Genomic DNA, 26262 nt, shown 5'->3' on the forward strand with positions numbered 1-26262 from the left:
GGGGGTGGGGTATGTCGCGTGTGGTCGGCGAAGTCCCGACGAGCCTCTGTCGTGCGGACGGTAAGCCCGCCAGAGCCCTGGGGGGTATCAAAAAGAGTGGGTTGGTTATGCCCTGATCAGCGGTCCGCCGATGTCTCCGAACCCGGTGACACCACCCCAAGCCAGGGGAGAGCTGCTGAGCCGCCGACCGGGCTGGGCCGGTCGGCGGCGGGGCAGGGCGGGGGCGAGGGGTCAGGGTGTGGTGGTGAGGGTGGGCCAGAGGACGGTGGCGGTGAGGGGGCGGGCCAGGCGGTGCGCCCAGTAGGTTTCGTCGCCGTCTTCGTCGCGCCAGGACCACAGGCGGGTGGTGGCGAGGTGGAGGGGGTTGAGCCGGGTGATGCCGATGGCGCCGTGGAGTTGGTGGGCGATGCGGGTGACCTCGGTGGCCGAAGCGGATGCCTGGGTCTTGGCGGCGGCGACGGCGAAGTGGGCGGCCGCGCCGCCGGTGTCCAGCGGCGCGGCGGCGGCCTGGACGGCGGCGCGGACCAGGGCGGCCTCCTCGATCAGCCGTGCCTCTTCCTGCTTGACGGCCTGGAAGCGGCTGAGTGGACGGCCGAACTGGGTGCGGGCGGTGGTGTGGGCGACCGTCAGCTCGACGCAGCGTTCGGCGGCACCGGCGATCAGGGCGGAGCGGGCCAGGGCCGCGCGGAGACGGGCCTCGTCGAGCAGTTCGGGGGAGATCCGGCGGACCTGTGCGGCGGGGATCTCGAGGGCGGCGAGGTGGAGGTCGTCGCGGGGCTCCTCGGCGAGGTTGCCGCCGGGAGTGAGGACGGCCTGGTCGGGGGTGAGGGTGAACAGGACGGGGCCGGAGGGGGCGGTGGCCAGGACGACCACCGCGGTGGCGGCGCGGGCCCACGGGACGCGGCGCAGGGTGCCGGTGACCAGCAGGGTGTCGTCGTCGCCCAGGCAGCCGGCCGAGCCGACGGCGGAGGCGGCCGGGTGGGCGTAGCGGATCGTCAGCTCGGGGGCGATGGCGTAGCTGAGCGGGCCGTCGGGGACGGGGAGCCCGGCGCGGCGCAGCAGCGGGCGGGCGACCAGTGCGGTCTCCGCGAGGGGGGCGGGGACGGGGCGGTGTCCTGCTTCCTTGGCGGCGGCCAGGAGTTCGGCGGTGGAGGCGTCCTGGGAGGGGAGGGCGACGGCGTCGGGGGCGGTGGTGTTGGTGACGGTGGCGATGGTGTCCGCATCGGCGTAGAAGACGGTGGTGTCGTAGACGTCGGCGGGGATGACCGGGGTGCTGGTGTCGATCGTGTGGGTGTTCATCGGTACTGCTCCAGACCGCGAGTGATGATGCCGCGAAGGATTTCGTTGGTGCCGCCGCGCAGGGTGTAGCCGGGGCTGTGCAGCAGGGCGAAGGCGAGCAGTTCGGGGTGGGTTCCGGGGGTGGCGTGCGGGTCGGCCGGGGTCGGCAGGATGCTGCGGACGGTGTCGGTCAGCGTGCCCTCAAGGCGGGTGCCGAGGTCCTTGACCAGGGCGGCCTGGGTGTCGGGGGCGGCTCCGGCGTCCAGCGCCGCGGCCACGCCGAGGGACAGTCGGCGGATGCTGTGCAGGCGGGCCGTCAGGACGCCGAGCCGGGTGAGCTGTTCGGCCGTGGGCGGGCGCTGCTCCAGTTCGCGTAGCAGGGAGATGAGCAGGGGGAAGGTGGAGAGGTAGCGTTCCGGGCCGCTGCGTTCGAAGGCGAGTTCGCCGGTGACCTGCTTCCAGCCATCGCCCTGCCGTCCGAGCAGCATGCCGTCGGGGACGTCGACGCCTTCGAGGTGGACGGCGTTGAAGCGGTGCTCGCCGCTCATCAAGTGGATCGGTTCGATCCGTACGCCCGGGGCGCGCAGGTCGACGATGAACTGGCTCAGGCCCGCGTGCCTGTCCTCGGCGTCGTCGGTGCGGGCCAGCACGATGGCGTAGTCGTTGACGTGGGCGCCGCCGGTCCACATCTTGGTACCGGTCAACCGCCAGCCATGGGTGGTGCGTTGGGCGCGGGTGGAGACCGAGGCGAGGTCGGAGCCGCTGCTCTTCTCGCTCATGCCGATGGAGAAGAAACACTGCCCGGCGGCGATCTCGGGCAGGAAGAAGCGGCGCTGCTCCTCGGTGCCGTGCTGGAGGATGGACGGTCCTGCCTGCCGGTCGGAGACCCAGTGGGCGCTGACCGGGGCGCCGGCGGCGAGCAGTTCCTCGATCACCACATAGCGCTCCAGGAAGCCGCGGCCGGCACCGCCGTACTCGGTGGGCAGGGCCATGCCGACCCAGCCGCGCTCGGCGAGGCGGCGGCTGAAGCCGTCGTCCCAGCCGGCCAGCCAGGAGTCGGGGCGGCCGAGCACGGTGCCGCGAGCGCGTTCCTCGTCGAGGAAGGCTCGGACCTCGGCGCGGAGCCGACGGGCTGATTCGGGCAGGACGACGTCGGGAAATGCGATCGGCGAAAGCGTCGAAGGAGACATGGCTCATTCGCTCCCGGGGTTGGTGAATGGGCGGTGCATTTCTTTTCGGTACGAGAATTCGCGGTCAGTTCGCGGGGTGCAGCAGGGAGGGGTCGAAGCCGGCTTCGCGGAGCACCTCGTCGGTGTGCTGGCCGATGCCCGGGCAGGGCCGTAGCTCCGGCTCCGGGTCGGCCGAGTAGCGCACCGGGCGGCCGATGACCCGGTAGCGGCCCTCGGTGGGGTGTTCGGCCTCGTGCAGCAGGCCGCCCTCTTGGGCGTAGGCGGTGGTGGCGGCGGCTTCCAGGTCGAACACCGGGGCGGCGGCGATGCCCGCCCGGTCGCAGAACTCCTGCCACTCGGCGCTGCTGTGCCGCGGGGTCAGCTCCGCGAGCAGTGGATAGAACGCGTCGGCGTTACGAGCCCGGTCGGGGCCGGTGACAAAGCGCGGGTCGGCGGCCAGTTCGGGGCGGCCCACGAAGTCGGTGAAGTCCCGCCAGTTGCGGTCGCTGTGCGGCAGGATGCACATCCAGCCGTCGGCGGTGCGCAGGGCGCGGCGCTGCGGGCTGAGCGAGCGGGCCGAGCCGAACTTCCCGTCGGCCTCCAGAGCGGCCGCTCCCAGGTGCTCGACCAGGTTGAAGGCGAGCATGGTGTCGGCCATCGGGACCTCGATGTGCTGTCCGGTGCCGCCGTGCTCCCGGTAGTGCAGCGCGGCCAGGACCGACTGGGCGATCTGCATGCCGCAGATCTTGTCGGCCAGTACGGTGGGAACGTAGTGCGGTTGGCCGGAGACCTGGTGGTTGAGCCAGACCAGGCCGCTGGCCGCCTGGATGATGTCGTCATAGGCGGCGTGGGTGCCGTAGCGGCTGTCGCTGCGGAAGCCGTGGGCGCTCGCGTAGATCAGGCCCGGGCTGACGACCGCGACGTCGCCGTAGCCGAGGCGGAGCTTCTCCAGGGCCTGCGGGCGCAGGTTGGTGATGAAGACGTCGGCGGTGCGCAGCAGGGCGAGCAGGGCGTCGCGGCCGTGCGGGGCCTTGAGGTCGATGGAGGCGCTGCGCTTGTTGCGGTTCAGGTTGAGGGTCGGGCCGCCCATGCCGGGGTGGCGCAGCGGCGGGTAGTGGCGCGTCATGTCACCGGTGGGCGGCTCGACCTTGATCACGTCCGCGCCCAAGTCGCCGAGCTGTTGTGCTGCGTACGGACCCATGATCACGCTGGCCAGTTCGACGACGCGGACTCCGGCGAGGAGTCCCCGGCTGGGCGGGCCGCTCGGCTTGTCGGACATCTTCCGGTGCCTCCTGGGTGGTGGGGTGGGGTGGGTGAACGGGGTGATGTGTTACGGGGTCGTGCTTCGAAGGGATGGGGGGGTTGTGTCGATATGCGGTTCCGCCGGGGGGTGCGGCCAGCCCCCCGGGCGGCTCGCGGATGGCGTACGGCATTTGCGTGGAGTGCTCAGCGCCACTGGAGCGGGGCGGAGCCGAGTGGGGAACGCGGGCCGGGCTGGGGGACGTGGCGCTCGCTGTAGGTGAACGGTGTCGCCGGTTCGGTGAGCGGGCCGAAGTCGGTGTCGGTGGTCGACAGCGCGGCGAGGGGTGTGTGTCCGGGGCGGGGCAGGCCGATGACGTTCTCCTGTGCCAGCAGTCCGAGTTCCTGTACCCAGTGGCACACCCCGGCCAGGGTCACGCGGATCCGCCATGAGCCGCCCTGGGTCGCGCGCCGGCGCAGGACGGTTGCGACGGCGGCGGCTCCGAGGTAGGCGGCGAGGTAGTCGTTGAGCAGGTATGTCGGCGGCAGTGATGGCCGGTCGGTCCATTCCTCGACGGCGAATCCGGTGGCGGAGCAGGCGAGTTGGTCGAATCCGCCGCGTTCGCCCCAGGGTCCGTCGGCGCCCCAGGCGTGGTATTCGAGGGTGATGAGTCCGGGGCGGCGCCGGACGAGTTCCTCGGTCGACGCGCCGTGCCGGGCGAGTCCCCGGTAGGAGTGCACGAAGACGTCCGCGTCGTGGAGCGCGTCGTGGAAGGCCGCGCGGTCGTGGGCGTCGCGCAGGTCGCAGTAGGCGTTGCGCTTGCCGCCGCCGGTCATCGCGATCATCGGGATCGGGTCGGGGCGGTCGGGACGCGACAGGTGCAGCACGTCGGCGCCGAACTGGGCGAGGAGCCGCGCCCCGACGGGGCCTGCGACGACATGGGTCAGATCGAGCACCCGTACGCCCGTGAGGGCCTCGTCGGCCTCGCTGATCGGCTCCAGAGGCCGGGCCGGTCCGTCACCGACGCGTTCGATCTCGACGACCGGACGCCGCGCCACGTGTCGCCCGGCGGGGTGTGCGAGCCACTCGTCGCGGCTGCGCACCGCGCAGGCGACGCCGCCGCGCGCGCAGATGGCCTCCTCCAGCGTGAAGGCGTCCCAGCCGGCGGCGGCCCGCGCGATCCCCACCTTGTCGGGCCCGCACCCCAGCACGGAGCAGACCGCGTCGCGCAGATGCGGATAGGTGGTGATGATGAAGATCCACCGGCCGCCCTGAGCCCGGTAGAAGTCGTTGTTGCCGAGCAGCGTCGGATCGTCGAGGAGCGCGCCGAGCGGGCGCCCCGACAGCGTCGTGTGGTACGTGGCCATGAGCTGGTCGATCGCGGCCCCGGCCGGCACCTCCACCCTCTGGTGCGGGTGGCCGCGCTGTTCGCCGACCGCCGCCGTCTGGCGTCCGAAGACACCGATCGCGGCGGACATGGCATCGGCGAGGCGGTGCACCGAGGGCACCAGGGGATCGGCCCCGACGACGGTGATGTCCTCCGCGCCCCGGGCCGGATCGGGGTCGCCGAGGGTGTGCAGCAGCCGGGAGACGATCTCGCCGGTGGGCATCGGAGGTGTCGGCTCGGTCGTGGTCAGCGTGTGCGAGGTCATGCCCAGATGCTCGTTCCCGGCACCGCACGAGCGCCCGGATTCACGGATATCCGTGAATCGATGCGGACGTCACATCCGTGTCTCCTGGATGTGCGCGAGGAGCCGGGCCGCCGCCCGGTCCAGGGACAGCCGCTCCGAGCGGCCACGGCGCCGGTGCATCAGCACCAGAGCACCCGTGACGAGGGAGCCGTCGGTGACAGGGATCGCGAGCGCGCTGACCTCGGGATCGGCCAGACCCTCGCTGCGGCTGATCCGCGACGCGCGGATCGCCGCAAGAGCGTGACGGAACTCCGCGACGGCCTCGGGATCGTGGCGGGCGAGCTCGTCGAGCAGCCCACGGCGCTCCGCCTCGTCGGTGAAGGCCAGCAGCAGACGGCCCGCGGCGGTCCGCAGCAGCGGCCGGGCCACGTGCTCGTCGGCAAGCGGCACAAGACGCGGAATCTCGTCCTCACCACCACGCGCCACGTGCACGGCGTCGAGCCCGACCCGCACCGTGAGCAGCACCGGGGTACCCGCGACACGGCTCAGCTCGTTGAGCTCGGCCTGACTGATCCGCGGCACGACCCGGCCGGCGATCAGGTTGAGGACGTGCGGAGCCGGACCGAGCCGGAAGCGCCCCTGCTGCTCCAGCAGAAAACCCGTCACGACAAGACCGTTGACCAGATCCTGCACCGAACTCGCCGGCGCCCCGACCGTCCGCGCCAACTCGGCCACCCTCACCCCGCCCGGCGCCCGCGCGGCAGCCTCCAGGATCCACACGACCCGGTCCACCGTACGATGACGCCGCCACCGACCGTGCTCACCCATCCCACCCCACCCTTGCCCTTCTTGTAGGCCGCCGGCCACGAGCGCCGAAACGGCCCGTCGATCCGTTTCTCGCACCACCCCGACGAGCAATTCGGCCCCCGCCCGCGCAGACGCCACAAGCCCGGCAGCAGAAGAGGGTTCACGCCAAGGCGGAAGGGCCGCCTCCGGGCGAAGGCGTCCGCCTTTAGCGAGCTCATCGAGGTGATGGCACGTTGCGCTGTGGACTTCCCAGGCCCCGTGGAGTCCCTTGCCGAGAACCCCGCCGCCACACCCGCACCGAGCATGACGAACAGCTGCCCGCGAACCGGTTCCTCACGCCTCCCTAATCACGCTGGCGCACACCTACGACCAGGCAATTGCGGTTGCCCTGAGCAACGTACCGGCTCGCACGCCCTGGAGTCATACCTGAACCGAGCCGAGGCGGACGCCAGCAAGGGACAAGACCCTGAGGCAAGTTGCCCTGGTCCCTGGATGCGACACACCAAGAACACGCAGGCCGCTATCGCGGAACGGGCGGCTAGGACTCGGACAGGGTGACGGCGTTGCTGGCAACCGGTGTCGGCCACAGCAGGTCATCGGCCTCCGCGGGTGGTGGAAGTCGTTCAGACCCGGCCTCTCGGGCCCGATCATCGTGAGGCCATCGGCCATCGGTCCTTGTCCGGACGAAGGCCGGGAAGACAGGTAGGCGGGGAAGGCGGGGAATGGATTCGACGCCCGCCACGGGACCGGGTGGACTGACCCCATGACGACACCTCAGGAAGACCTGCTCCCCGCAACCCGGCGAGCCCTGCTGCACCGGATCGCCGTCGCGCAGGCGGAAGGGCGGGCACCGTCGCTGGTCGCGGCCGTCGTACGGGGCGGGCGAACCGTGTGGCACGGGACGCGGACGTCGGTGGACGGGCATGCCCCGGACGAGACCGTGCAGTACCGGATCGGGTCCATCACCAAGACCTTCACCGCAGTGCTGGTGATGCGACTGCGCGACGAGGGTTTGCTCGGTCTCGGTGATCCGCTGGAGAAGCATCTGCCGGGTACCGGGGTGGGCGAGGCGACGATCGCGGAACTGCTCGCGCACAGTGCCGGGTTGGCGGCCGAGTCACCCGCGCCCTGGTGGGAGCGGACTCGTGGGTCGCTGCGTCCCGAGCTGAGCGATGTGCTGGGCGAGCGCCCGCTGCTGCACCCTGCGGGCCGTCGGCACCACTACTCCAACCCCGGCTACACCCTGCTCGGTGCGCTGGTGGAGGAGTTGCGCGGCGCTGCGTGGGAGGAGGTGCTGCGTGGCGAGATCCTCGAGCCGCTCGGCCTGCACCGCACGTCCGCACAACCGCAGCCCCCGCACGCGGGCGGATGGGCGGTGCATCCGTGGGTGGACGCGCTGCTGCCGGAGCCGATGGAGGACCTGGGCCGGATGGCGCCGGCCGGGCAGCTGTGGTCGACCACGGGGGACCTCGCGCGGTTCGCCGCGTTTCTGACCGTAGGGGACGACCGGGTCCTGAGCGCGGAGTCGGTTCGCGAGATGCGGACCCCGGCGGCGCCCGCAGAGGTCTCGGACGTACTGGACAGGGTCACCTACGGCCTCGGGATGCAGCTCCAGTCCCGAGACGGTCGGTTCCTCGTCGGTCACTCCGGATCGCTCCCGGGCTTCTTGGCGAACCTCACCATCGGCGTGGAGGACGATGTGGCCGCAGTGGTGCTGGCGAACTGCACCAGTGGGCCGCTGCTGGGAGCGGTAGGAGCCGATCTCGTCCGTATCGTCGCCGAGGCGGAACCGCGGATCCCCGAGCCCTGGCGGCCGCTGCGCGAGGTCGATCCGGCGCTCTTGGACCTCGCGGGGCAGTGGTACTGGGGAACCTACGCCTACGGCCTGCGGGTGACCGCCGACGGCCGAATCGCCCTGGGTCCGCTGACCGGCACCGGGCGCCGAGCTCGCTTCCGGTCCAATGGTGACGGCACCTGGACGGGCCTGGAAGGCTACTTCGCCGGAGAGCTATTGCGGCCCGTGCGACGCCCGGACGGATCCGTGAGCCACCTCGACCTCGGATCGTTCGTCTTCACACGGCAGCCGTACGACACGGAGGCACCGGTGCCGGGCGGAGTGGACCCCGACGGCTGGCGGGGCATCGGCTAGGCGACCAGACGGGGCGGGGGGTGTGTTTCACGTGAAACACACCCCCCGCCCCGTCTGGTCGTCCTCTGCTGTCAGAGCTTCAGCTTGAAGCCTTCGTGCGAGGCGCTGAAGCCCAGCCGGGCGTAGAAGCGGTGGGCGTCGGTGCGGCTCTTGTCGGACGTCAGCTGCACCATCGCGCACCCGAGTTGCCGGGAGGTGTCGATCGCCCACTGGATCAGGACGGTGCCCAGCCCGCTGCCCCGCTCGTCGGCGTGGATGCGTACGGCCTCGATGAGCGCGCGGGTCGACCCTTTGTGGGAGAGACCGGGGACGACCGTGAGCTGGAGAGTGCCGATCACGCGGTCGTCACGTACGGCGACGACCAGGTGCTGGTTCGGATCGGCCGTGAGGCGTTCCAGCGCAGCCAGATACGGGGTCAGGTCGTCCGGTGATTCCCGCTGGGCACCCAGCGGGTCGTCGGCGAGCATTGCGACGATCGCCGGAAGGTCCTCGGCGGTCGCGTGGCGTATCTCAAGATCTCCCATGTCCGCACCCTATGCGGGCACGTTCAGGGACTCCACGACCTGGACCAGGGGTGTCAGTTCGGGGTTCTTGGCGGCGTCGTCCAGAGCCTCGCGCAGGGCGGCGTCGTTGGTGGGCCGCGCCTCCTCCAGCAGGCGCAGGCCTGCCTCGGTGACGTTGGTGTAGATGCCGCGTCGGTCGGTGGGGCACAGATAGCGCTCCAGCAGCCCGCGGTCCTCAAGCCGGGTCACCAGGCGGGTGGTGGCGCTCTGGCTGAGGACGACCGCGTCGGCGACCTGCTTCATCTGAAGATGGCCGCCCTCTCCGTCGTGCTGTCGGCTGAGTACATCCAGCAGGGAGTACTCGCGCACGCTCAGATCGTGCTCTGCCTGGAGGGCGCGTTCGATGTGCGCCTCGATCCTGCCGTGCAGAGCAGAGAGGGCGCACCAGCCCTGGGCAAGAGCGGTGAGCGCGGGATCCGTCGCTGTCATTGGGGTTTCCTCCGTCCCGGAGCAGCTGCGTCAAGGATAGAGCAGCATCGCAATAGTCTGCGGTTGCAATTAACCCGCGTCTGCAATTATTGTGAACGCACGCAAAGCGCTCCTGCAATCGTCTGGGAAGGTTCACCTCCTCATGCCTCTCGCGCTTCTGGCCCTCGCGATCGGGGCCTTCGGAATCGGAACGACCGAGTTCGTGATCATGGGACTGTTGCCCGAGGTCGCGAGCGACTTCGGGGTCTCCATCCCCACGGCGGGCCTGCTCGTGACCGGCTACGCTCTCGGCGTGGTCATCGGCGCGCCGCTGATGACCGTGCTCGGCACCAAGATCCCGCGCAAGCGGATGCTGATGCTGCTGATGGGCCTCTTCATCGTCGGAAACCTGGTCTCTGCGATGGCCCCCGTCTTCGCCGTCATGGTGATCGGGCGGGTGATCGCCTCGCTCGCCCACGGTGCCTTCTTCGGCATCGGCTCCGTCGTCGCGGCCGAACTGGTGGCGCCCCACAAGAAGGCCGGGGCCATCGCCATGATGTTCACCGGCCTGACCGTCGCCAATGTCGTCGGCGTCCCGCTGGGTACCCTCATCGGCCAGCACGTCGGCTGGCGCGTCACCTTCGGTGTCGTCGCCGCCCTCGGTGTCGTCGGCCTCGCGGGCATCGCGAAGCTGGTGCCCGAGCTGCCGAAGCCGGAGGGAGTGCACCTGCGGCACGAACTGGCCGCCTTCAAGAACGCCCAGGTCCTCCTCGCCATGGCGATGACGGTGCTCGGTTTCGGTGGTGTCTTCGCGGCCATCACCTATATCGCACCGATGATGACCCACATCGCGGGCTTCGCCGACGGCTCGGTCACCTGGCTGCTGGTCCTGTTCGGCCTCGGCATGGTCGGGGGCAACCTCATCGGCGGCAAGTTCGCCGACCGCGCCCTGATGCCGATGCTGTATGTCTCCCTCGGCGCCCTGGCCGTCGTCCTGGCTCTCTTCACGCTCACCGCGCACAACAAGATCGCGGCAGCCGTGACCATCGCCCTGATCGGTGCCCTCGGCTTCGCGACCGTCCCGCCGCTGCAGAAGCGCGTCCTCGACCAGGCCCACGGCGCCCCGACCCTGGCGTCGGCCGTGAACATCGGCGCCTTCAACCTGGGCAACGCCCTGTCCGCCTGGCTCGGCGGCATCGTGATCGCGGCCGGCTTCGGCTACACGGCCCCGAACTGGGTCGGCGCCACCCTTGCCGCGGCCGCCCTGGTCCTCGCCGTCCTCTCGTCGGCCCTGGAGCGCCGCGGCGGCACGCAGAGCATCGTGATCGCCTCCGGAACGTCCGCCGGGCAGCAGACCCCCGTCCGTCACTGAGCACCCCGGACCATGGGCCCGCCTGCCGGACCGCACCGGCGGCCGGACCCATGACCACCAAGAACCGCAGCTACATCCAGGACCTCAGTACGTCCCGAGGTCCCAGCACCCCCGAGGAGAACGTCCATGAGCACCACCTCCGTCGCCCCTCTGTCCATCGAGGACGCCGAGCTGCTCGTCGCCACGGCCCGTCGTGCGGCCGAGGCGGCCGGAGTAACGGTCAGCGTGTCCGTTCTGGACGCCGGCGGGCACCTGCTCGCCTTCCGCCGGGACGACCGGGCCGTGCTGATCTCCGGTGAGACCAGTACGCGCAAGGCCTACACCGCGCTTCAGCTGAACGCGCCCACCGCCGACCTGGTCGACGCCGTCCAGCCGGGCGCCCTCTTCCACACCCTTCCCACCGCCCTCGACCGGCCGCTGCTGTTCATCGCAGGCGGTGTGCCCGTGCACCGGGACGGCCGGTTGATCGGTGCCATCGGTGTCGGTGGTGGCGCCCCGGAGCAGGACCACGGTTTCGCCACGGAAGCTGCGCGGACGCTCGTCTGATCACGGCCCGCACGCACCGTCCCCCGACACACGGACGCCGGCCCCGCCACATCATCGGCGGGGCCGGCGTCCGCCGTGTGTCGGCGTGTTCCACGACCGAGCTTCAGACCTGCCCGAGCTATGGGTCTCAGCCCGCCGCCACGGTCAGCGGGGCGAACCGCCGGGTCCAGTCACCCGGGAGGTCCGGGATGCCGTACGTCATCACGGAGTTGAACGCCACGGGGGTCAGCCCGTGCGTCTTCGCCCAGGCCAGTAGCTCTTCGTGGCGTACGTCGATGTCAGTACGCAGCGGCCGGTCGGTACCATCCGCCAGTGAGGCGATGAGTGCCTTGGCAGTCTCGGTGTCGCGGGCGATCAGCGGGCCGACCACATGCGTATCCATGTTGGGCCACGCGGCCGCGTAACCGGTGAGCGTGCCGTCCTCCTCCGCCACCCGGAGCTGGTCGGCGAAGGCGGGCAGCCGGGCGAGGAGAGGAGTGCGGTCGCTGCCGAACACCTCCTCGTCGAGCCGCAGGATCGAGGGGAGGTCTTCCGCAGTGGCGGCCCGGGTGAGGACCCCGGACTCCAGCCCGTCGGGAGCGAAGCGGCCTCTCAGCATCTCGGCCCGGCCCGTCACCTTGAAGCCCAGTTCCTCGTACAGGGGACGACCGTTCTCCGTGGCGTGCAGAGTCAGCGGAGTGGCCCCCATGGTCGACACGACATGGCGCATCAAGCGGCGCCCGACGCCCCGGCGCGCATGCCGTTGGGCGACCAGGACCATGCCGATGGCGCCGAGGTCCGGACGCCCCCACGAGCCGTACTGCGTGACGACGCACGCGGCGACGAGACCGCCCTGTGGGTCGTCGATGCCGAAGCCGTTTCCGGCCGTGAGGAGAAAACCCCACTTGTGTTCCTCGCGTGGCCACCCCCGGTCTTCGGACAAGTCGGCGCAGGCGGTGAGATCGCGAAGCGTCAGACGGCGAATGGGCAGAGCGGCGAGGGAAGGAGTCGGCACGCAGGTCAGGCTGTCCGACGGGCACCCCTGACGTCCACCCGTTTCGACGGAGACGTACGTGCTTTTGGCCATGGCACGAGCCCGCGTACCGCTGGTGGGCGGCCAGGGAGTGTTTCACGTGAAACATCGGCAGCCCGTTAGCCTCGGGCCATGGCGAGACTGCATCTCTTCGATCTTGACGGCACGTTGCTACACGGCACGACCGCCCCGGTGGAGATTTCCCGCCAGCTGGGGTGGGAGGCGGAGACGGTGGCGCTGGACCGGGCAATCTCCGCGGGGCGGATCGGCCCGCCGGAGTATGCGGCGCGGGTGTACGAGCTGTGGGGTGATCTGACCGACGCGCATGTCGATGCCGCGTTCCGGGCGGCGCCTTGGCTGACCCGGATCCGCGAGGTCTGGGCGGAGATCCGAAACGCGGGCGAGTACTGCGCGGTGGTGTCCCTCTCGCCGTCCTTCTTCGTGGAGCGCCTGCTCGACTGGGGCGCTCATGCGGCTCACGGGTCGCGTTTCCCCGCCGTGCCGTTCACCGAGCCGGTCGACCCGGCCGGGGTACTCAGTGCGGCGGCCAAGGTCACCGTCGCGGACCGGCTCTGTGCGGAGTTCGGGCTGGCGAGGACGGACTGCGTGGCATACGGCGACTCATCCTCGGACAGAGACCTGTTCGCCGCCGTACCGGTCTCCGTGGCGGTCAACGCCGACGCCTGCCTGGCCGGCCTCGCGACCCACCGCTACACGGGGCGGGATCTGTGGGACGCCTATGAACTGGTCGCTGCCGCACGGTAGTTGTCGGCCCCACTGGATCTCCCGTCCTGCCTGGTACGTGCGGGCGGAAGGGGGGATTTGTCTGGGGGACGTCGGCCGGTAGGGTCGGGGCGGGTGCTACGGCTGGCCGCCCGCCGGGGGAACATGCATCTTCCCAGGGGAGGTGCGCAGACCGACCGCAAGACGTTCGAGGCGAGGGCACACCATGGACGCTCCGACCACCACGCCGGGGGAGAATGGCACGTCGGACGGGGACGGCTGGTTCACGCCGCGCAAGATATCCTCGGCTCAGCCGCAGGACGGCGCCCGGGATCCGGTCGCTGACGGCAACATCGGGGACGGCCTTGCCCGAGGCTCGGCGGAGGTACCGGCCGGGCGAGCCGCGGAGCCACTTGTCGGGCCGGCAGCGGCCATGCCGGATGCGGACGTACGCGCCTGGCCGTCGACGGACGCCGAGCGGGCGCCGGTGCGGAGGTCGGGGCCAACGGCGGAGCAGGGTTCTCCGGACGCCCTGCTCATACGGCGCACGATGGCCGAGATAGCCCCGATCGCCGACGAGGTCACCTCCTACTTCTACGCTCTGCTCTTCGTCCGCCACCCCGAGCTCCGTGAGATGTTCCCGGCCGCGATGGACGTCCAGCGGGAACGCCTGCTGAAGTCCCTGCTCAAGGTGGCCGATCACGTGGACGACACCGCGATCCTCACCGGCTATCTGCGGAACCTGGGCCTAGGCCACCGCAAGTACGGGACGCGCGCGGAGCACTACCCGGCCCTGGGGGAATGCCTCCTCGGTGCGCTGAGCGCGTACGCCGCCCCCGTCTGGAACCCCGAGACCGAGGCTGCCTGGGTGCGGGCGTACACGAAGATTTCCCAGGCCATGATCGACGCAGCCGCGATGGACGAGCTGCGGGCCCCGGCCTGGTGGCATGCCGAGGTGGTGTCACACGACCTCAGGACCTCCGACGTCGCGGTCCTCACCGTCCGCCCCGACCAGCCCTACCCTTTCCTGGCGGGCCAGTACACGAGCGTGGAGACACCTTGGTGGCCGCGGGTATGGCGGCACTACTCCTTCGCCTCGGCGCCCCGTTCGGACGGACTGCTGACGTTTCATGTGAAGGCCGTGCCGGCCGGCTGGGTCTCCAACGCGCTGGTGCACCGCGCCCGGCCCGGAGACGTCCTACGGCTCGGCGCCCCGGTCGGCTCGATGACTGTCGACCACACGACCGACAGTGGACTGCTCTGCCTGGGCGGCGGCACCGGCATTGCGCCCATCAAAGCTCTGGTCGAGGACGTCGTCGAGCACGGGGTGCGGCGGCCGGTGGAAGTGTTCTACGGCGCCCGCACCGGCCACGACCTGTACGCCGTCGACACCCTGCTCGGCCTCCGGCAGACCCACCCCTGGCTCGCTGTCCGGACCGTCACCGACCAGCAGACCCCTCTTCGGTTCCCCGACGCCGTCCGGGATTACGGACCCTGGAACGGGTACGAGGCCTATCTCTCGGGACCGCCCGGAATGATCCGCAGCGGCGTCGACGTACTGCGGGACATCGGCGTCCCGTCGAGCCGCATACGGTACGACTCCGTCGAGGAACTACTCACCGCCGGGAGCTGAGGAGTCGGGTGCGCTAGCCGAGGTCGGGAGCGTGCATGGCCCGTACGCCCTCGATATTGCCGTCCAGGTAGTGGCGCAGCGACAGCGGGACGAGATGGACGGAGGCGATGCCGACGCGGGTGAACGGGACGCGCACGATCTCGTACTCGCCGGCGGGCTCGTCCACTTCGGGGCCGTGCCGCAGGGACGGATCCATGGACTCCAGGCGGCAGACGAAGAAGTGCTGCACCTTCACGCCGGTCGCGCCGCCGTCCTCGCCGATGTGTTCCACCGTGTCCACGAAACACGGCACGACATCGGCGATCTTGGCGCCGAGTTCCTCGTACACCTCGCGGTGCAAGGCGTCCACGACGGTCGGATCCCCGGGCTCGACGCCGCCACCGGGAGTGACCCAGTAGGGATCGATACCGGGCTTGGTGCGCTTGATCAGGATCAGGTCGTCACCGTCGAGGAGGACGGCACGGGCGGTGCGCTTGACCACGGGTCGGACGGTCATGGGAGAAATGTGGCCCAGCTGGTTCCACGTGAAACATCCGGCTTCCACGTGAAACCTCTGACCGCGCGAAAGCCTTGGCGCACAGGTCAGCCCCAGCGCGTTGCCGCCCGCTGGAGCCACTCGTGGGCTCGTGCCACATGGGGCAGGGCGAGGGTCCCGGTGCGCGCTGCCAGGAAGTACGTGCGCAGGGGCGGCACCGCCGGGTCGTAAAGTGTCACGATCGTGCCCTCGGCCAGCGCTGGTGCGCACAGATAGAGGGGCAGCACCGCCAGCCCGGCACCGGCGACCGCGCAGGCGAGCACGGCCCGCAGATCCGGGACGACGACCGCGCCCGAGGCGGCGGGGCGGGAGTCGAAGACAGTGGCCCAGTAGCGCGAGACCAGGGGCAGCGACTCATGGACCTCGACGACGGGCAGATCCTCCAGCGCCGCCGACCCCTTCAGGCGCAGCTCCTCCGCACCGATCCGCTCCGCCCAGCGAGGAGCGGCGACCAGCACGTGTTCCTCGTCGCAGAGCGGAGTCGCGGTGAGCAGAGCGCCGCGCGGCCGGGCCGTGCTGATGGCCAGATCATGGTGCCCCGCGGCCAGCCCCTCCAGGGTTTCCTCGGCCGTGCCGAAGGAGGCGCGCAGCGCGAAGCCCTGGCCGTCGTCGCCGGTCAGCTCGGTGAGGGCGGGCAGAGCGCGTTCAGCGGTGAACTCGGGCGGGCCGGCGAGATGCAGGGTTCTCAGCGAGGAGTCGTCGTCCAGGCCGCTCTCGGCTATCTCCACCAGGGCGTCGAGGTGGGGCGCGGCCTTGTGCGCGAGTTCCTCGCCGATGGTCGTCGGGGTCACCCCGCGGGCCTGCCGCAGGAAGAGCGGCTTGCCCAGCTGGCGTTCCAGCGTGCGGATCTGTGAGGTGACGGCGGGCTGGGAGAGGCCGAGCAGTGCCGCGGCGCGGGTGAAGGAGCCGGCTCGGTGCACGGTGACGAAGGTGCGCAGCAAGGCCAGATCCACGGTTTCCCCTCTCCTGTCCCTGCCCTCCTCCGGCGCCCAGGCAGGCACCAACTATAAATATGTCGATACGCCGCTGTCGCTAGCGTGATTGGACACTGACAGAGAGTCAACTAGCCTTGTTCGCGCGGTTCTTCGCGCGGAGAACCGTAGACGGTCCGAGCCACGAGGGGGGAGGCTCGGACCGTCGTGCGGTCCAGGGGATGCGGGGCGGGCGCCTCACTCGGCGGACTCGTCCAGGGCCCGCAGCACGTCCGCGATCAGGTCCTCGGGGTCCTCGGCGCCGACGGACATCCGGATGAAGCCCTCCGGCACGTCGTCTCCGCCCCAGCGGCGCCGCCGCTCGGCCGTCGAGCGCACCCCGCCGAAGCTCGTCGCGTCCTCCACCAGCCGCAGGGATTCGAGGAAACGCTCGGCACGCGTGCGCGTGGGCAGCGTGAAGGAGACCACGCAGCCGTAGCGGCGCATCTGTCGCGCGGCGACCTCGTGCGCCGGGTCGTCGGCCAGCCCGGGATGGCGCAGGCCGGACACCTCGGCTCGCTGCTTCAGAGCCTCGGCGAGCGCGAGGGCGGTGGTGTTCTGCCGCTCGACACGCAAGGCCAGCGTGGCGATGGACCGGTGCGCGAGCCAGGCCTCCATGGGCCCGGAGATCGCCCCGACGATCTTGCGCCAGCGGCGTACGGCAGCCATGGCCCCGGCGTCCCGGCCGGCGACGTAGCCGAGCAGCACGTCACCGTGCCCGGTGAGCTGCTTGGTGCCGCTGGCCACGGAGAAGTCGGCGCCCAGCTCCAGCGGGCGCTGGCCGAGGGGGGTGGCGAGGGTGTTGTCGACGGCCACCAGGGTGCCCTGTGCGTGGGCCGCCGCCACCAGCCGCCGGATGTCGCACACGTCCAGCCCCGGGTTCGACGGGGACTCGATCCACAGCAGCCGGGCGCCGTCGAGCACCTCCAGCTGGCGGTCCCCGCCGGTGGGCGCCGTGCGCACCTCGATGCCGTACGCCTCCAGCTGGGCGCGGACCAGCGGCAGCACCTGGTAGCCGTCGGAGGGCAGCACCACCGCGTCCCCGGCGCGCAGCTGGGAGAACAGCACGGAGGAGATCGCCGCCATGCCGGAGGCGAAGACGAGCGTCTCGACGTCGTCCCGCCCGGGCGCCTCCAGCTCGCCGACGGCCCGCTCCAGCAGCGTCCACGTCGGGTTCTCGTCACGGCCGTACCGGTACGGGCCCGTCGCCTCGCCGGGCAGGTGGAAGTGCGCCGCGAACACCGGCCCGGGCAGGGTCGGTTCGTGCTTGACCGGCTCGGGCAGTCCCGCGCGCACCGCGCGTGTGCTCTCGCCGGCCCGGCCCAGGTCCTCGGCGGCCTCACTCATGCGGCTCGCCCTTCCAGGCGCTCCCGTACCGCGGCGAGCAGCCCGGTGCTCGCCGCCTCCACCATGTCAAGACATTCCTCGAAGCCGTCGCCGTGTCCGTAGTACGGATCGGGTACGTCGAGGTCATCGCCCGCGACGGGGTCGTACGAGCGCAGCAGGCGCACCTTCAGGGCGTCCTCCTCGGTGGGGGCGAGGCGGCGCAGGGCCTTGAGGTGGCCGCTGTCGAGGGCGATCACGAGGTCGAGGCGGGCGAACCACGACGGCTGGAACTGCCGCGCGACGTGCTCGCCGTCGTAGCCGTGCTCCTCGAGCACCGAGACGGTGCGCGGGTCGGCGGGATCGCCCTCGTGCCAGCCGCCGGTACCGGCGCTGTCGACCTCGACCCGGTCCTCCAGCCCGGCCTCGGCCACCCGTGCTCGGAAGACGGATTCGGCCATCGGGGAGCGGCAGATGTTGCCGGTGCACACGAAGCAGACGCGGTAGGTCATGGTGTGCTCAGTCCTCGTCCGGCAGGACCATGTGCAGGGCCCAGGAGACGACGGAGATGATCAGGCCGCCGAGAACGGCCGTCCAGAAGCCCTCCACATGGAAGCTCAGCGAGAGCTTGCCGCACACCCACGAGGTCAACAGCAGCATCAGCGCGTTCACGACCAGGGTGATCAGGCCCAGGGTGAGGATGAACAGCGGGAAGGTGAGCACCTTCACGATGGGCTTGACCAGCCAGTTGACCAGACCGAAGATCAGCGCGACCACGATCAGTGTGCCGGCCTTCTTGGCGGTGTTGTCACCGGTGAGGGTGATCTTGTCGAGCAGCCAGACGGCGACTGCGAGGGCGCCTGCGTTGGCGATCGTCTTGACTACGAAATTCTTCATGTGTCTGATCGTGGCAGACCCGATCGGAACCGAGCAGTGAGACGAGGGCGACAGCGGCGATGAAGGCATTCCGGCTGGACGAACTGGAGGCGGAGCGCGCCGCCAACGAGGGGGCCTACCTTCAGTTCCTGCGGGAGCGGAACATGTCCGTCGGTCTGTACGCGCTCAACGCGGGTGAGCACGACCCGCAGAAGCCGCACAACCAGGACGAGGTGTACTTCGTGGTGAGCGGCCGGGCGTCGATCACGGTCGGCATGGAGACGACCGAGGTGGCACGGGGCAGCGTCGTGTACGTCCCGGCCGGCGTCGCCCACAAGTTCCACCACATCAGCGAGGATCTGAGGGTGCTCGTCGTCTTCTCTCCGCCCGAGGCGTGAGACCCGGCGTCGGGGTTCCCTAGGGGACGGGTCAGGGGAGGACAAGGGACGCCGGACCCCCGCAGGGCCCCCTCGCGGCTCTAGCATCGAATGCGGAACACCAAGGGCGTACGAGAACGCAGACGTACGACTACGCATACGACAACGCAAAGGACAAAGGCGATGCGAGAGATCTTCGCGGGACTGCCGTGGTGGGTGAAGTGGGTCGCGGTGCCGGTCATCGCCCTGGTCGTGTTCGGCGGCCTGATAGCGACCGTCGTCGGATTCGTGATCGGCCTGCTGTTCAAGGCGCTGGTCTTCGTCGCGCTGGTCGGCGGACTGATCTACATCGTGCGCAAGTTCCTGTCGAACTCCTCGTCGCGCGGCGACTGGTGACGGAACGCGGGGACTGGTGAGCGAACCACGCGATCACCGGTCCCGGCCAGGGTGACGGGTTCCCTCGGGGGAGGGAAGTTTCCCCGCGAGGCCGTCTGCACGCGGCGGCGGACGGTTAAAGTCCGGAACTCCCCGCGGGGTCCGGCCCCGTGGGCGGCGCAGACCCCTCCGTGCTCTTCCCCGGCACGGGCTGCCCATCGCGCTCCGGGAGTACCTCTTGGCCACGGTCGACACCGCACCGGCAGAATCCCACGTACCCCCCACCCCGCCGCGTCCCTGCGTACCACCCACACGGCGCGCGCCCACCGTGGCCGTCCCCGGACAGCCGCACTCGGCGGACATCGACGCCGCCGCTGCCCCTCGCGCTGACGCGTCCCGTCCTTCCCGCTCCCCGGACGCCGCCGGACCACCACCGCCCGGCGACACGAACCGGCCTCATTCCACGGCAGGTTCCGGCCGACGCCCCTCCTCGGCCCTGCTCGTCCAGCCGCACTCCGCGGACGCCCCGGAGCCCGCGGCCGCCACGACGCTCATCGGGTCCGTCCAGCGCGCGATGCGCCTGCTGGAGACGGTCGCCGGGCACGTCTACGGCGCCCCCGCCAAGCAACTGGCGCGCGAGACCGGCCTCGCCCTGCCGACGACGTACCACCTGCTGCGCACCCTGGTCCACGAGGGCTATCTGCGCCGTGAGAAGGGGCTGTTCTTCCTCGGCGACGCGGCCGAGCGGCTGGGCAGCAGCGGAGCACAGCAGAAACGTCGCAGCGCGGTCGAGGAGACGCTCGCACACTGGCGTGATGTCATCGGTGTGCCGGTGTACTACGCGATGTACCGGGACGGCGAGATCGAGGTCATGTGCGTCTCCGACTCCCCCGAGGTGCCCGCGGTCGAGGAGTGGGCGGACTTCCGGGCGACCGGCCACGCACACGCGATCGGGCAGTGTCTGCTCTCCCAGCTGGACGAGGACGCCCGCCGCGACCACCTCGCCCGCTATCCCGTGCAGCCCATCACGCCGTACACGGTGCGGGACAACGACGCCCTGCTGCGGCGGCTGGCCCGCGTGCGGCGGATGGAGCCGGTGGTGGAGCGCCAGGAGTACGTGCTCGGGACGGTCTGCGCCGCGGTCCCGATCACGGTCGGTACCACCGTGGCCACGATGGCCATGTCGCTGCCCGTGAGCCAGGCCGACCGGCTGCTGCCCGCGGCTCATCGGCTTCAGGCGGAGATCGGGCGCCACCTGGGGACCCTCAGTCTCTCTATCAGTATCTGAAAACTTACTCCTTGTGATGTGCTGTGTACGTTCAGCAAGATTTGACCACGCTTAGAGGGCCACTCCCAGCCAGTCGATGTCATATGACGGGGTAGACGATGCGCGAGTCCGTACAGGCAGAAGTCATGATGAGCTTTCTCGTTTCGGAGGAGCTCTCCTTCCGCATTCCGGTGGAGTTGCGCTACGAGACCGATGATCCCTATGCCGTGCGGCTCACCTTCCATCTGCCCGGTGATGCTCCGGTGACCTGGGCTTTCGGGCGCGAGCTGCTGATCGACGGAGTCGGTCGGCCGTGCGGGGAAGGGGATGTGCACATCGCCCCCGCGGATTCCGAGGCGCTGGGTGAAGTGCTGATCAGGCTTCAGGTCGGCGGTGACCAGGCGCTGTTCCGTTCGTCGACGCCACCGCTCGTGGCCTTCCTGGACCGCACCGACAAGCTGGTGCCACTCGGGCAGGAGGGCGCGCTCGCCGATTTCGACGCGCATCTGGAGGAGGCCCTGGACCGCATCCTGGCCGAGGAACAGAGCGCCGGCTGAAGCGTTACGGCAGGGGGGCTCAGGTCCTCCACCTGATGCGTGGAGCTGTGCAGGAACGCTTCTTTGGGGCGTTGGGAGGTTCCGCACCCGCTGCGGGACATCCGGCAGAGTCCGCTGCCTCACCTCCGCCGGGGCGGACGCTTCACCGCTTCCGGCGTCGGCCCCGGCCGCCGCGAGCCGGCGCGAGCTGCGCGCCGTTGTCGGCCAGGGCGTCCGGGCCGGGGCGGTCGGCGGAGACCACCAGCGCGGCGAGCGCGGTGGTGACCGGCACCGAGGCGACCAGCCCGATCGAGCCCACCAGGGTGCGCACGATCTCCTCGGCCACCAGCTCGCTGTTGGCCACCGTTCCGACACTGCTCTGCGCGATCGAGAACAGCAGCAGCAACGGCAGGGCCGCACCGGCATAGGCGAGGACGAGGGTGTTGACCACGGACGCGATGTGGTCGCGGCCGATGCGGATGCCCGCCCGGTACAGCGCGCGCCAGCCCAGCGAGGGATTGGCCTCGTGCAGCTCCCAGACGGCCGACGTCTGCGTCACGGTCACGTCGTCCAGGACGCCGAGCGAGCCGATGATGACGCCGGCGAGCAGAAGACCGCTCATGTCGATCTTCGGGTAGAGGCCGTGGATCAGGCCGGTCTGGTCGTCGGTGTTGCCGGTGAGCGCGGCCCAGTCGATGAACTGTGAGCCGAGGAGGCCGATCAGTGCCAGTGAGGCGAGCGTGCCGAGCACGGCCACCGATGTACGGGCGGACAGGCCGTGGCACATGTAGAGGGCGATCAGCATGATCGTGCTGGACCCGATCACCGCCACGAGGAGCGGGTTCGAGCCCTGCAGGATCGCGGGCAGGATGAAGAAGTTCAGCACCATGAAGCTGATGGCCAGCGCGACGAGCGCCATGACGCCGCGCAGTCGGCCCACGACCACGACGGCGAGCGCGAAGATCCCGGCCAGCAGGCCCATCGGGAAGCGGCGGTTGACGTCGGTGACGGAGTACTGCAGGTCCTTGGGCGCCGAGGGTTCGTACGCGACTACGACGCTCTCGCCCTGGTGCAGCTGCCGTGGCTGGTCGGGCTGCACGATCTCGGTGAAGGTGCGGCCCTTGTCCTTGCCGGTGTCGATCCGGATCGTGGCCTTGTGGCAGGTGCCGTTCGCCTCCTGCTGGGCCGAGTTACCCTCCGCGGTGGAGGTGTCGCCGGTGGGGGTCTCGCCGGAGGCGTTCACCGACTTGCAGCTGACCTCGACGACCTGGGTGACCGTGGCCTGCTGGGTCTGCTGGTCGAAGCCGACGCCGGTGCGCTTGTGCGGCGGCGCACCGCCCGGCCACAGCACCACGAGCCCCACCACGACAGCGGCGGTGAAGGGGATCAGGATCGCCGCGATGACCTTGCGCAGGTGCCGGGAGACCGGCGCGGCAGGCCCATGGCTGTGACTGTGGCCGTGTGCGTGACCAGGAGCTTGCGCGTGCCCGTGCGCGTGGCCGCGGTCGTGGCGATGGTCGTCGTCACCGCCGGATCCCCGCCCGGGGCCGTGGCCGGAGTCGTGCCCGTGCCCCGCCGCGGTGACGGCCCGGCCGTGGCCGTCGCCTGCCGCTGAGCCGTCCCGGCGGCGGGGCTCGGGGGGCTGATACGGGTACTGCTCCATCCTGGTCACGGCCCGAATCATTGCAAGAACGCCCGGGGCCCACTGTTCAGTACGCCACATATGACGCTAGCGTGGAGGCACCTTTGCACACGCGGGAGCTCGGAGCACCGGGCTGAGAGGGCGCTGACCTCCGTATTCGCGATGTTTCACGTGGAACGAAGTCTGTTCCACAGGAAGCACCGGCAGACGGGAACCGCTGCGTCGACCGCCGAACCTGTTACCGGGTAATGCCGGCGTAGGGAGTAGGTCTCATGACCAACAAGGACGCACGCACGCCTGTCTCCGTTCAGGACGAGAAGTCCGAGGAGACCGGGAAGTCCATCGGCTGGCACAAGGCGTATGTCGAGGGCTCGCGCCCCGACCTGCGCGTGCCGGTCCGCCAGGTGCACCTGACCAACGGGCAGTCGGTCACGCTGTACGACACGTCGGGCCCGTACACCGATCCAGACGTCGACACCGACGTCCGCAGGGGCCTGCCGCCGCTGCGGGAGAACTGGATCATCGCCCGTGGTGACACCGAGGAGTACGCGGGTCGTCCCGTCCGTCCCGAGGACGACGGGATCAAGCACACGTCGCCGCGCGGCGGGCTGCGCAACCTCGACGCGGTCTTCCCGGGACGGCCGCGCCAGCCGCGCCGGGGCCGCAGCGGCCAGGCGGTGACGCAGCTCGCGTACGCGCGCCGGGGCGAGATCACACCGGAGATGGAGTACGTGGCCATCCGGGAGAACGTTTCGCCCGAGGTGGTCCGTGACGAGATCGCGGCCGGCCGTGCGGTGCTGCCGGCCAACGTCAACCACCCGGAGATCGAGCCGATGATCATCGGCAAGCGGTTCCTGGTGAAGGTCAACGCCAACATCGGCAACTCCGCGGTGACCTCCTCCATCGAGGAGGAGGTGGAGAAGATGACCTGGGCGACCCGTTGGGGTGCCGACACGGTCATGGACCTGTCTACCGGCCGCAACATCCACACGACGCGCGAGTGGGTGCTGCGCAACTCCCCCGTTCCCATCGGAACGGTGCCGCTCTACCAGGCCCTGGAGAAGGTCGACGGCAGGGCCGAGGAGCTGACCTGGGAGATCTACAAGGACACGGTCATCGAACAGGCCGAGCAGGGCGTGGACTACATGACCGTCCACGCGGGCGTCCGGCTGCCGTACGTGCCGCTCACCGCCAACCGCAAGACCGGCATCGTCTCGCGCGGCGGCTCGATCATGGCCGCGTGGTGTCTCGCGCACCACAAGGAGTCGTTCCTGTACGAGAACTTCGAGGAGCTGTGCGAGATCCTCGCCGCCTACGACGTCACGTACTCGCTGGGCGACGGCCTCAGGCCGGGCTCGATCGCGGACGCCAACGACGAGGCGCAGTTCGCGGAGTTGCGGACGCTCGGGGAACTCAACCGGATCGCCAAGCGTTTCAACGTACAGACCATGATCGAGGGCCCGGGACACGTCCCGATGCACAAGATCAAGGAGAACATCGACCTTCAGCAGGAGATCTGCGATGAGGCTCCGTTCTATACGCTCGGCCCGCTGACCACGGACGTCGCTCCGGCGTACGACCACATCACCTCCGGTATCGGTGCCGCGATGATCGCCTGGTGGGGCACGGCGATGCTCTGCTACGTCACGCCCAAGGAGCACCTGGGCCTGCCCAACCGGGACGACGTCAAGACCGGCGTCATCACCTACAAGATCGCCGCCCACGCGGCTGACCTCGCCAAGGGGCACCCGGGCGCGCAGGAATGGGACGACGCGCTGTCGGACGCCCGCTTCGAGTTCCGGTGGGAGGACCAGTTCAACCTCGCGCTGGACCCGGACACGGCGCGGGAGTTCCACGACGAGACCCTGCCGGCCGAGCCCGCGAAGACGGCCCACTTCTGCTCCATGTGCGGGCCGAAGTTCTGCTCGATGAAGATCTCGCAGGACATCCGCCGCGAACACGGCGGCAGCCGGGTCGAGATCGAGGAGGGCATGGCCCGGAAGTCGAAGGAGTTCGCGGCGAGCGGCAACAGGGTGTACCTGCCGATCGCCGACTGACGGCTCCCCCCCCGGGCGGTGCTCACAGAGGGAGGCAGTGAGCACCGCCCGGCCGCGCTCACAGGTGCTCGGGCGTACCGCACGCAGCTGCGACGCGCCCGCCGCCCGGCCCTTGGCCCGTTGTCAGAGGCGGACGCTACGGTCGATTCCAGCGCAGCAACCTGTCAGGCGTGGAGGGGGAATCGACATGGCCGACGACGGACGTACCGTGCTGGTGTCGTACGCCAAGGGGTGGGATCTGTCCTCGTACGGAGCCCTGGAACCGCTCACGCGGGCCGAGGCCGAGGCACGGGACCGGGCGGAGCAGCCGTATGTGATGGTCCATCGGGTGCCGGGGTGGACAGTACCGGTCGAGGTCCACCTCGTGGCCTGGGCCGACCACTACGTGGGGGTGTGGGCGTACGACGAGCGGGGCCGCCGTACGCAGGAGCTGGACTGGCGTCTGCTCGAACCGGGGTGCCTGTTCCTGCGCCATAGGTCGCAGTGGCGCTACGACTCCCCGGAGCAGGCCGAGTTCGCGCAGGACGCCTGGCGTACGACGACGGACCTCTACCCGGGCGGCAGAGGCCGCACGGTGTCCGAGCCGCAGGGTGTCCTGGGTCCGTCACGGCACGGGCGCCCGGACGTGCCGGAGGCCGAGCGCCGGCGGGACCGGGCGCAGTTCGGCGTGGGAGGCGTCGGAAGCCCGCTCCTGGCCGCACCGTCCCTGCGCGGTCGGCACGCGGACGCCCCGGCGGCGCCCGCTACCGCTGCGGACGGCGCACCCGCGACGCCGTCCCCCTGGCTGCCGCCGCGCCCGACCGCACCGTCCCACCTCAGCGAGCTGTTCCGGCCCGGCACGCGGCTGGCCACGAAGGATGAGCCGGAGATGACCGTCGCCGCCGTGCGGGAGATCGCGGTGCTGCGGGTGCCGAGCGGCAGACTTGCCGTCGCCTGCCCCCTGACGACGGACGACGGCGGGCAGCGCGAGCTGCTGGAGCGCATCCCGCCGGGCGCGTACCCGGTGCAGGAGACCGTGCTCGGCTACGAGTTGGAGTACGACGGCGAGGTGTTCCCGACGGAGGAGAGCGCCGCCGTGCGGCTCCTGGTCGACGCCGAACCAGCGGTCACCTGGGAGCCGGCGCTCGCCGAGGGCGAGGACCCCAGGCTGCTGAGGGACCACGAGTCCTATGGCTTCGCCACCGATGCCGCGCTGGGCAGCTTCGCCGACTCCGCCGCGTGGGACGTGCTCGCGGACAAGTACCGGCGCTACAGCATGGACGGGGAGGAGCACGCGGGCGAACGGGTCGGCGACAGCTACGGTGTGCGCACCGCGGACAGCGCGACCGGCGGTGACCTCATCCAGTTCGCCACCGGAGGAGACGGGGTGTGGCCGGTCTGGCTGGGCCGTTCGGCGTCCGGGAAGCTGGTCTCCGTCGTGGTCGTGTGCGTCTATCTCCTGGACCTCAGGATTCTGTGAGCCGTGAGATGAGTGAGACCAGAACGTCGGGTGGTCGGCGCCGTGCCCGACCGACCGGGCGGCGGCCGCGCCGCCGGGGCTGTGACGACGAGCCCTTCTTCGCACGGAGAGGGAGAGCTGATGCCGGGCGAGGGAGCCGACGGGGGTGTTCTGCGCGGTCGCCCGCAAGGCGAGTCCGGCCGCCGCGCTGCACTACGCCCCGGGAGCCAGGGCGGCCGCTCTCCTGCCGGGCTGGTTCGGCGACTGGAACCGGCATGGGCGACGCATCGGAGTTCGCCGCGGCGGACGGCCCGCTCGGCGTACCCCGCCGCCG

Annotated in this window: 25 protein-coding genes and 1 riboswitch; of the genes, 11 read left to right on the forward strand and 14 right to left on the reverse strand. The window is 70.5% G+C overall.

Features of this window, described 5'->3' with window-relative positions:
- Positions 1-231 precede the first annotated feature (231 nt).
- The 5 genes from BIV25_RS26520 to BIV25_RS26540 all read right to left on the reverse strand — a co-directional run bounded on the left by BIV25_RS26520 (position 232) and on the right by BIV25_RS26540 (position 6146).
- Complete coding sequence (locus BIV25_RS26520; protein WP_071374933.1) at positions 232-1299, reverse strand: acyl-CoA dehydrogenase family protein; 1068 nt, start codon at positions 1297-1299, stop codon at positions 232-234.
- Positions 1296-2468: an acyl-CoA dehydrogenase family protein gene (locus tag BIV25_RS26525; RefSeq protein ID WP_071374934.1), complete on the reverse strand. Its 1173-nt coding sequence runs from the start codon at positions 2466-2468 to the stop codon at positions 1296-1298. The genes BIV25_RS26520 and BIV25_RS26525 overlap by 4 nt, the downstream gene beginning before the upstream one ends.
- A 64-nt stretch (positions 2469-2532) precedes the next feature.
- Positions 2533-3726 (reverse strand): CaiB/BaiF CoA-transferase family protein, encoded by a 1194-nt coding sequence (locus BIV25_RS26530; protein WP_071374935.1) that lies wholly within the window; start codon positions 3724-3726, stop codon positions 2533-2535.
- A 167-nt stretch (positions 3727-3893) separates the two neighbouring features.
- A complete protein-coding gene (locus BIV25_RS26535; RefSeq protein ID WP_071374936.1) occupies positions 3894-5339 on the reverse strand; it encodes a CoA transferase in 1446 nt (481 codons plus the stop codon).
- Positions 5340-5408: 69 nt separating this feature from the next.
- Positions 5409-6146, reverse strand: a complete 738-nt coding sequence (locus BIV25_RS26540; protein ID WP_071374937.1) for a helix-turn-helix domain-containing protein — start codon at positions 6144-6146, stop codon at positions 5409-5411.
- 742 nt (positions 6147-6888) lie between these two features.
- On the opposite strand from BIV25_RS26540, the gene BIV25_RS26545 reads away from it, so the two are divergent.
- Positions 6889-8274 (forward strand): serine hydrolase, encoded by a 1386-nt coding sequence (locus BIV25_RS26545; RefSeq protein WP_071374938.1) that lies wholly within the window; start codon positions 6889-6891, stop codon positions 8272-8274.
- A 71-nt stretch (positions 8275-8345) separates the two neighbouring features.
- Here the strand turns inward: BIV25_RS26545 and BIV25_RS26550 are convergent, their stop codons facing one another.
- On the reverse strand, positions 8346-8798 hold the full coding sequence (locus tag BIV25_RS26550; protein ID WP_071374939.1) for a GNAT family N-acetyltransferase: 453 nt from the start codon (positions 8796-8798) through the stop codon (positions 8346-8348).
- Positions 8799-8807: 9 nt separating this feature from the next.
- Positions 8808-9266, reverse strand: a complete 459-nt coding sequence (locus BIV25_RS26555; RefSeq protein WP_071374940.1) for a MarR family winged helix-turn-helix transcriptional regulator — start codon at positions 9264-9266, stop codon at positions 8808-8810.
- A 142-nt stretch (positions 9267-9408) separates the two neighbouring features.
- Here BIV25_RS26555 and BIV25_RS26560 point away from each other — a divergent pair, with 142 nt between their 5' ends.
- Both BIV25_RS26560 and BIV25_RS26565 read left to right on the forward strand, forming a co-directional pair.
- Positions 9409-10617, forward strand: a complete 1209-nt coding sequence (locus BIV25_RS26560) for an MFS transporter (RefSeq protein ID WP_071374941.1) — start codon at positions 9409-9411, stop codon at positions 10615-10617.
- Positions 10618-10743: 126 nt separating this feature from the next.
- Entirely contained in the window at positions 10744-11163 is a 420-nt protein-coding gene (locus tag BIV25_RS26565) for a heme-binding protein (RefSeq protein WP_071374942.1), read from the forward strand.
- A 127-nt stretch (positions 11164-11290) separates the two neighbouring features.
- On the opposite strand, the gene BIV25_RS26570 is transcribed toward BIV25_RS26565, so the two are convergent.
- Positions 11291-12157, reverse strand: coding sequence for a GNAT family N-acetyltransferase (locus BIV25_RS26570; protein WP_071374943.1), 867 nt, complete (start codon positions 12155-12157; stop codon positions 11291-11293).
- A gap of 150 nt (positions 12158-12307) precedes the next feature.
- Between BIV25_RS26570 and BIV25_RS26575 the strand changes: the two genes are divergently transcribed.
- Together BIV25_RS26575 and BIV25_RS26580 are read left to right on the forward strand one after the other, a co-directional pair.
- A complete protein-coding gene (locus BIV25_RS26575; RefSeq protein WP_071374944.1) occupies positions 12308-12940 on the forward strand; it encodes an HAD family phosphatase in 633 nt (210 codons plus the stop codon).
- Positions 12941-13331: 391 nt separating this feature from the next.
- Positions 13332-14531, forward strand: coding sequence for a globin domain-containing protein (locus tag BIV25_RS26580; RefSeq protein ID WP_071374996.1), 1200 nt, complete (start codon positions 13332-13334; stop codon positions 14529-14531).
- A gap of 13 nt (positions 14532-14544) precedes the next feature.
- Here BIV25_RS26580 and BIV25_RS26585 read toward each other — a convergent pair whose 3' ends face one another.
- The 5 genes from BIV25_RS26585 to BIV25_RS26605 all read right to left on the reverse strand — a co-directional run bounded on the left by BIV25_RS26585 (position 14545) and on the right by BIV25_RS26605 (position 18257).
- Entirely contained in the window at positions 14545-15027 is a 483-nt protein-coding gene (locus BIV25_RS26585; protein WP_071374945.1) for an NUDIX domain-containing protein, read from the reverse strand.
- A gap of 86 nt (positions 15028-15113) precedes the next feature.
- Complete coding sequence (locus tag BIV25_RS26590) at positions 15114-16019, reverse strand: LysR family transcriptional regulator (protein WP_071374946.1); 906 nt, start codon at positions 16017-16019, stop codon at positions 15114-15116.
- A gap of 216 nt (positions 16020-16235) precedes the next feature.
- Positions 16236-17384: a cystathionine gamma-lyase gene (locus BIV25_RS26595; RefSeq protein ID WP_071374947.1), complete on the reverse strand. Its 1149-nt coding sequence runs from the start codon at positions 17382-17384 to the stop codon at positions 16236-16238.
- Complete coding sequence (locus BIV25_RS26600; protein WP_071374948.1) at positions 17381-17872, reverse strand: low molecular weight protein-tyrosine-phosphatase; 492 nt, start codon at positions 17870-17872, stop codon at positions 17381-17383. The genes BIV25_RS26595 and BIV25_RS26600 overlap by 4 nt, the downstream gene beginning before the upstream one ends.
- Before the next feature lie 7 nt (positions 17873-17879).
- Complete coding sequence (locus BIV25_RS26605) at positions 17880-18257, reverse strand: phage holin family protein (protein WP_071374949.1); 378 nt, start codon at positions 18255-18257, stop codon at positions 17880-17882.
- 59 nt (positions 18258-18316) lie between these two features.
- Here BIV25_RS26605 and BIV25_RS26610 point away from each other — a divergent pair, with 59 nt between their 5' ends.
- The 4 genes from BIV25_RS26610 (at position 18317) to BIV25_RS26625 (ending at position 20812) form a co-directional block, all read left to right on the forward strand.
- The gene (locus BIV25_RS26610) at positions 18317-18634 is read left to right on the forward strand and encodes a cupin domain-containing protein (protein ID WP_071374950.1); all 318 of its coding nucleotides are present in this window, start codon (positions 18317-18319) and stop codon (positions 18632-18634) included.
- A 162-nt stretch (positions 18635-18796) separates the two neighbouring features.
- Positions 18797-19009: a DUF5326 family protein gene (locus BIV25_RS26615; RefSeq protein WP_071374951.1), complete on the forward strand. Its 213-nt coding sequence runs from the start codon at positions 18797-18799 to the stop codon at positions 19007-19009.
- Between the two features lie 532 nt (positions 19010-19541).
- The gene (locus BIV25_RS26620) at positions 19542-20276 is read left to right on the forward strand and encodes an IclR family transcriptional regulator (RefSeq protein ID WP_371273067.1); all 735 of its coding nucleotides are present in this window, start codon (positions 19542-19544) and stop codon (positions 20274-20276) included.
- Positions 20277-20374: 98 nt separating this feature from the next.
- Positions 20375-20812: an SsgA family sporulation/cell division regulator gene (locus tag BIV25_RS26625; RefSeq protein ID WP_071374953.1), complete on the forward strand. Its 438-nt coding sequence runs from the start codon at positions 20375-20377 to the stop codon at positions 20810-20812.
- 142 nt (positions 20813-20954) lie between these two features.
- Here the strand turns inward: BIV25_RS26625 and BIV25_RS26630 are convergent, their stop codons facing one another.
- Positions 20955-22454, reverse strand: coding sequence for a YibE/F family protein (locus BIV25_RS26630; protein WP_071374954.1), 1500 nt, complete (start codon positions 22452-22454; stop codon positions 20955-20957).
- Positions 22455-22535: 81 nt separating this feature from the next.
- Positions 22536-22713, forward strand: a riboswitch (TPP riboswitch).
- Between BIV25_RS26630 and thiC the strand changes: the two genes are divergently transcribed.
- Both thiC and BIV25_RS26640 read left to right on the forward strand, forming a co-directional pair.
- On the forward strand, positions 22706-24490 hold the full coding sequence (gene thiC, locus BIV25_RS26635) for a phosphomethylpyrimidine synthase ThiC (RefSeq protein WP_071374955.1): 1785 nt from the start codon (positions 22706-22708) through the stop codon (positions 24488-24490). It overlaps the preceding riboswitch by 8 nt.
- Before the next feature lie 187 nt (positions 24491-24677).
- Positions 24678-25949 (forward strand): DUF4241 domain-containing protein, encoded by a 1272-nt coding sequence (locus tag BIV25_RS26640; RefSeq protein ID WP_071374956.1) that lies wholly within the window; start codon positions 24678-24680, stop codon positions 25947-25949.
- Positions 25950-26262: the final 313 nt, after the last annotated feature.

The sequence above is a fragment of the Streptomyces sp. MUSC 14 genome, assembly GCF_001866675.1.
In the GTDB taxonomy this organism is placed as follows: Bacteria; Actinomycetota; Actinomycetes; order Streptomycetales; family Streptomycetaceae; genus Streptomyces.

Bases quoted from the DNA above. Each gene is read 5' to 3' on its own strand.
- BIV25_RS26520 (WP_071374933.1), bottom strand. From the start codon at position 1,299: ATGAACACCCACACGATCGACACCAGCACCCCGGTCATCCCCGCCGAC.
- BIV25_RS26525 (WP_071374934.1), bottom strand. From the start codon at position 2,468: ATGTCTCCTTCGACGCTTTCGCCGATCGCATTTCCCGACGTCGTCCTG.
- BIV25_RS26530 (WP_071374935.1), bottom strand. From the start codon at position 3,726: ATGTCCGACAAGCCGAGCGGCCCGCCCAGCCGGGGACTCCTCGCCGGA.
- BIV25_RS26535 (WP_071374936.1), bottom strand. From the start codon at position 5,339: ATGACCTCGCACACGCTGACCACGACCGAGCCGACACCTCCGATGCCC.
- BIV25_RS26540 (WP_071374937.1), bottom strand. From the start codon at position 6,146: ATGGGTGAGCACGGTCGGTGGCGGCGTCATCGTACGGTGGACCGGGTC.
- BIV25_RS26545 (WP_071374938.1), top strand. From the start codon at position 6,889: ATGACGACACCTCAGGAAGACCTGCTCCCCGCAACCCGGCGAGCCCTG.
- BIV25_RS26550 (WP_071374939.1), bottom strand. From the start codon at position 8,798: ATGGGAGATCTTGAGATACGCCACGCGACCGCCGAGGACCTTCCGGCG.
- BIV25_RS26555 (WP_071374940.1), bottom strand. From the start codon at position 9,266: ATGACAGCGACGGATCCCGCGCTCACCGCTCTTGCCCAGGGCTGGTGC.
- BIV25_RS26560 (WP_071374941.1), top strand. From the start codon at position 9,409: ATGCCTCTCGCGCTTCTGGCCCTCGCGATCGGGGCCTTCGGAATCGGA.
- BIV25_RS26565 (WP_071374942.1), top strand. From the start codon at position 10,744: ATGAGCACCACCTCCGTCGCCCCTCTGTCCATCGAGGACGCCGAGCTG.
- BIV25_RS26575 (WP_071374944.1), top strand. From the start codon at position 12,308: ATGGCGAGACTGCATCTCTTCGATCTTGACGGCACGTTGCTACACGGC.
- BIV25_RS26580 (WP_071374996.1), top strand. From the start codon at position 13,332: ATGCCGGATGCGGACGTACGCGCCTGGCCGTCGACGGACGCCGAGCGG.
- BIV25_RS26585 (WP_071374945.1), bottom strand. From the start codon at position 15,027: ATGACCGTCCGACCCGTGGTCAAGCGCACCGCCCGTGCCGTCCTCCTC.
- BIV25_RS26595 (WP_071374947.1), bottom strand. From the start codon at position 17,384: ATGAGTGAGGCCGCCGAGGACCTGGGCCGGGCCGGCGAGAGCACACGC.
- BIV25_RS26600 (WP_071374948.1), bottom strand. From the start codon at position 17,872: ATGACCTACCGCGTCTGCTTCGTGTGCACCGGCAACATCTGCCGCTCC.
- BIV25_RS26605 (WP_071374949.1), bottom strand. From the start codon at position 18,257: ATGAAGAATTTCGTAGTCAAGACGATCGCCAACGCAGGCGCCCTCGCA.
- BIV25_RS26610 (WP_071374950.1), top strand. From the start codon at position 18,317: ATGAAGGCATTCCGGCTGGACGAACTGGAGGCGGAGCGCGCCGCCAAC.
- BIV25_RS26615 (WP_071374951.1), top strand. From the start codon at position 18,797: ATGCGAGAGATCTTCGCGGGACTGCCGTGGTGGGTGAAGTGGGTCGCG.
- BIV25_RS26625 (WP_071374953.1), top strand. From the start codon at position 20,375: ATGCGCGAGTCCGTACAGGCAGAAGTCATGATGAGCTTTCTCGTTTCG.
- BIV25_RS26630 (WP_071374954.1), bottom strand. From the start codon at position 22,454: ATGGAGCAGTACCCGTATCAGCCCCCCGAGCCCCGCCGCCGGGACGGC.
- thiC (WP_071374955.1), top strand. From the start codon at position 22,706: ATGACCAACAAGGACGCACGCACGCCTGTCTCCGTTCAGGACGAGAAG.
- BIV25_RS26640 (WP_071374956.1), top strand. From the start codon at position 24,678: ATGGCCGACGACGGACGTACCGTGCTGGTGTCGTACGCCAAGGGGTGG.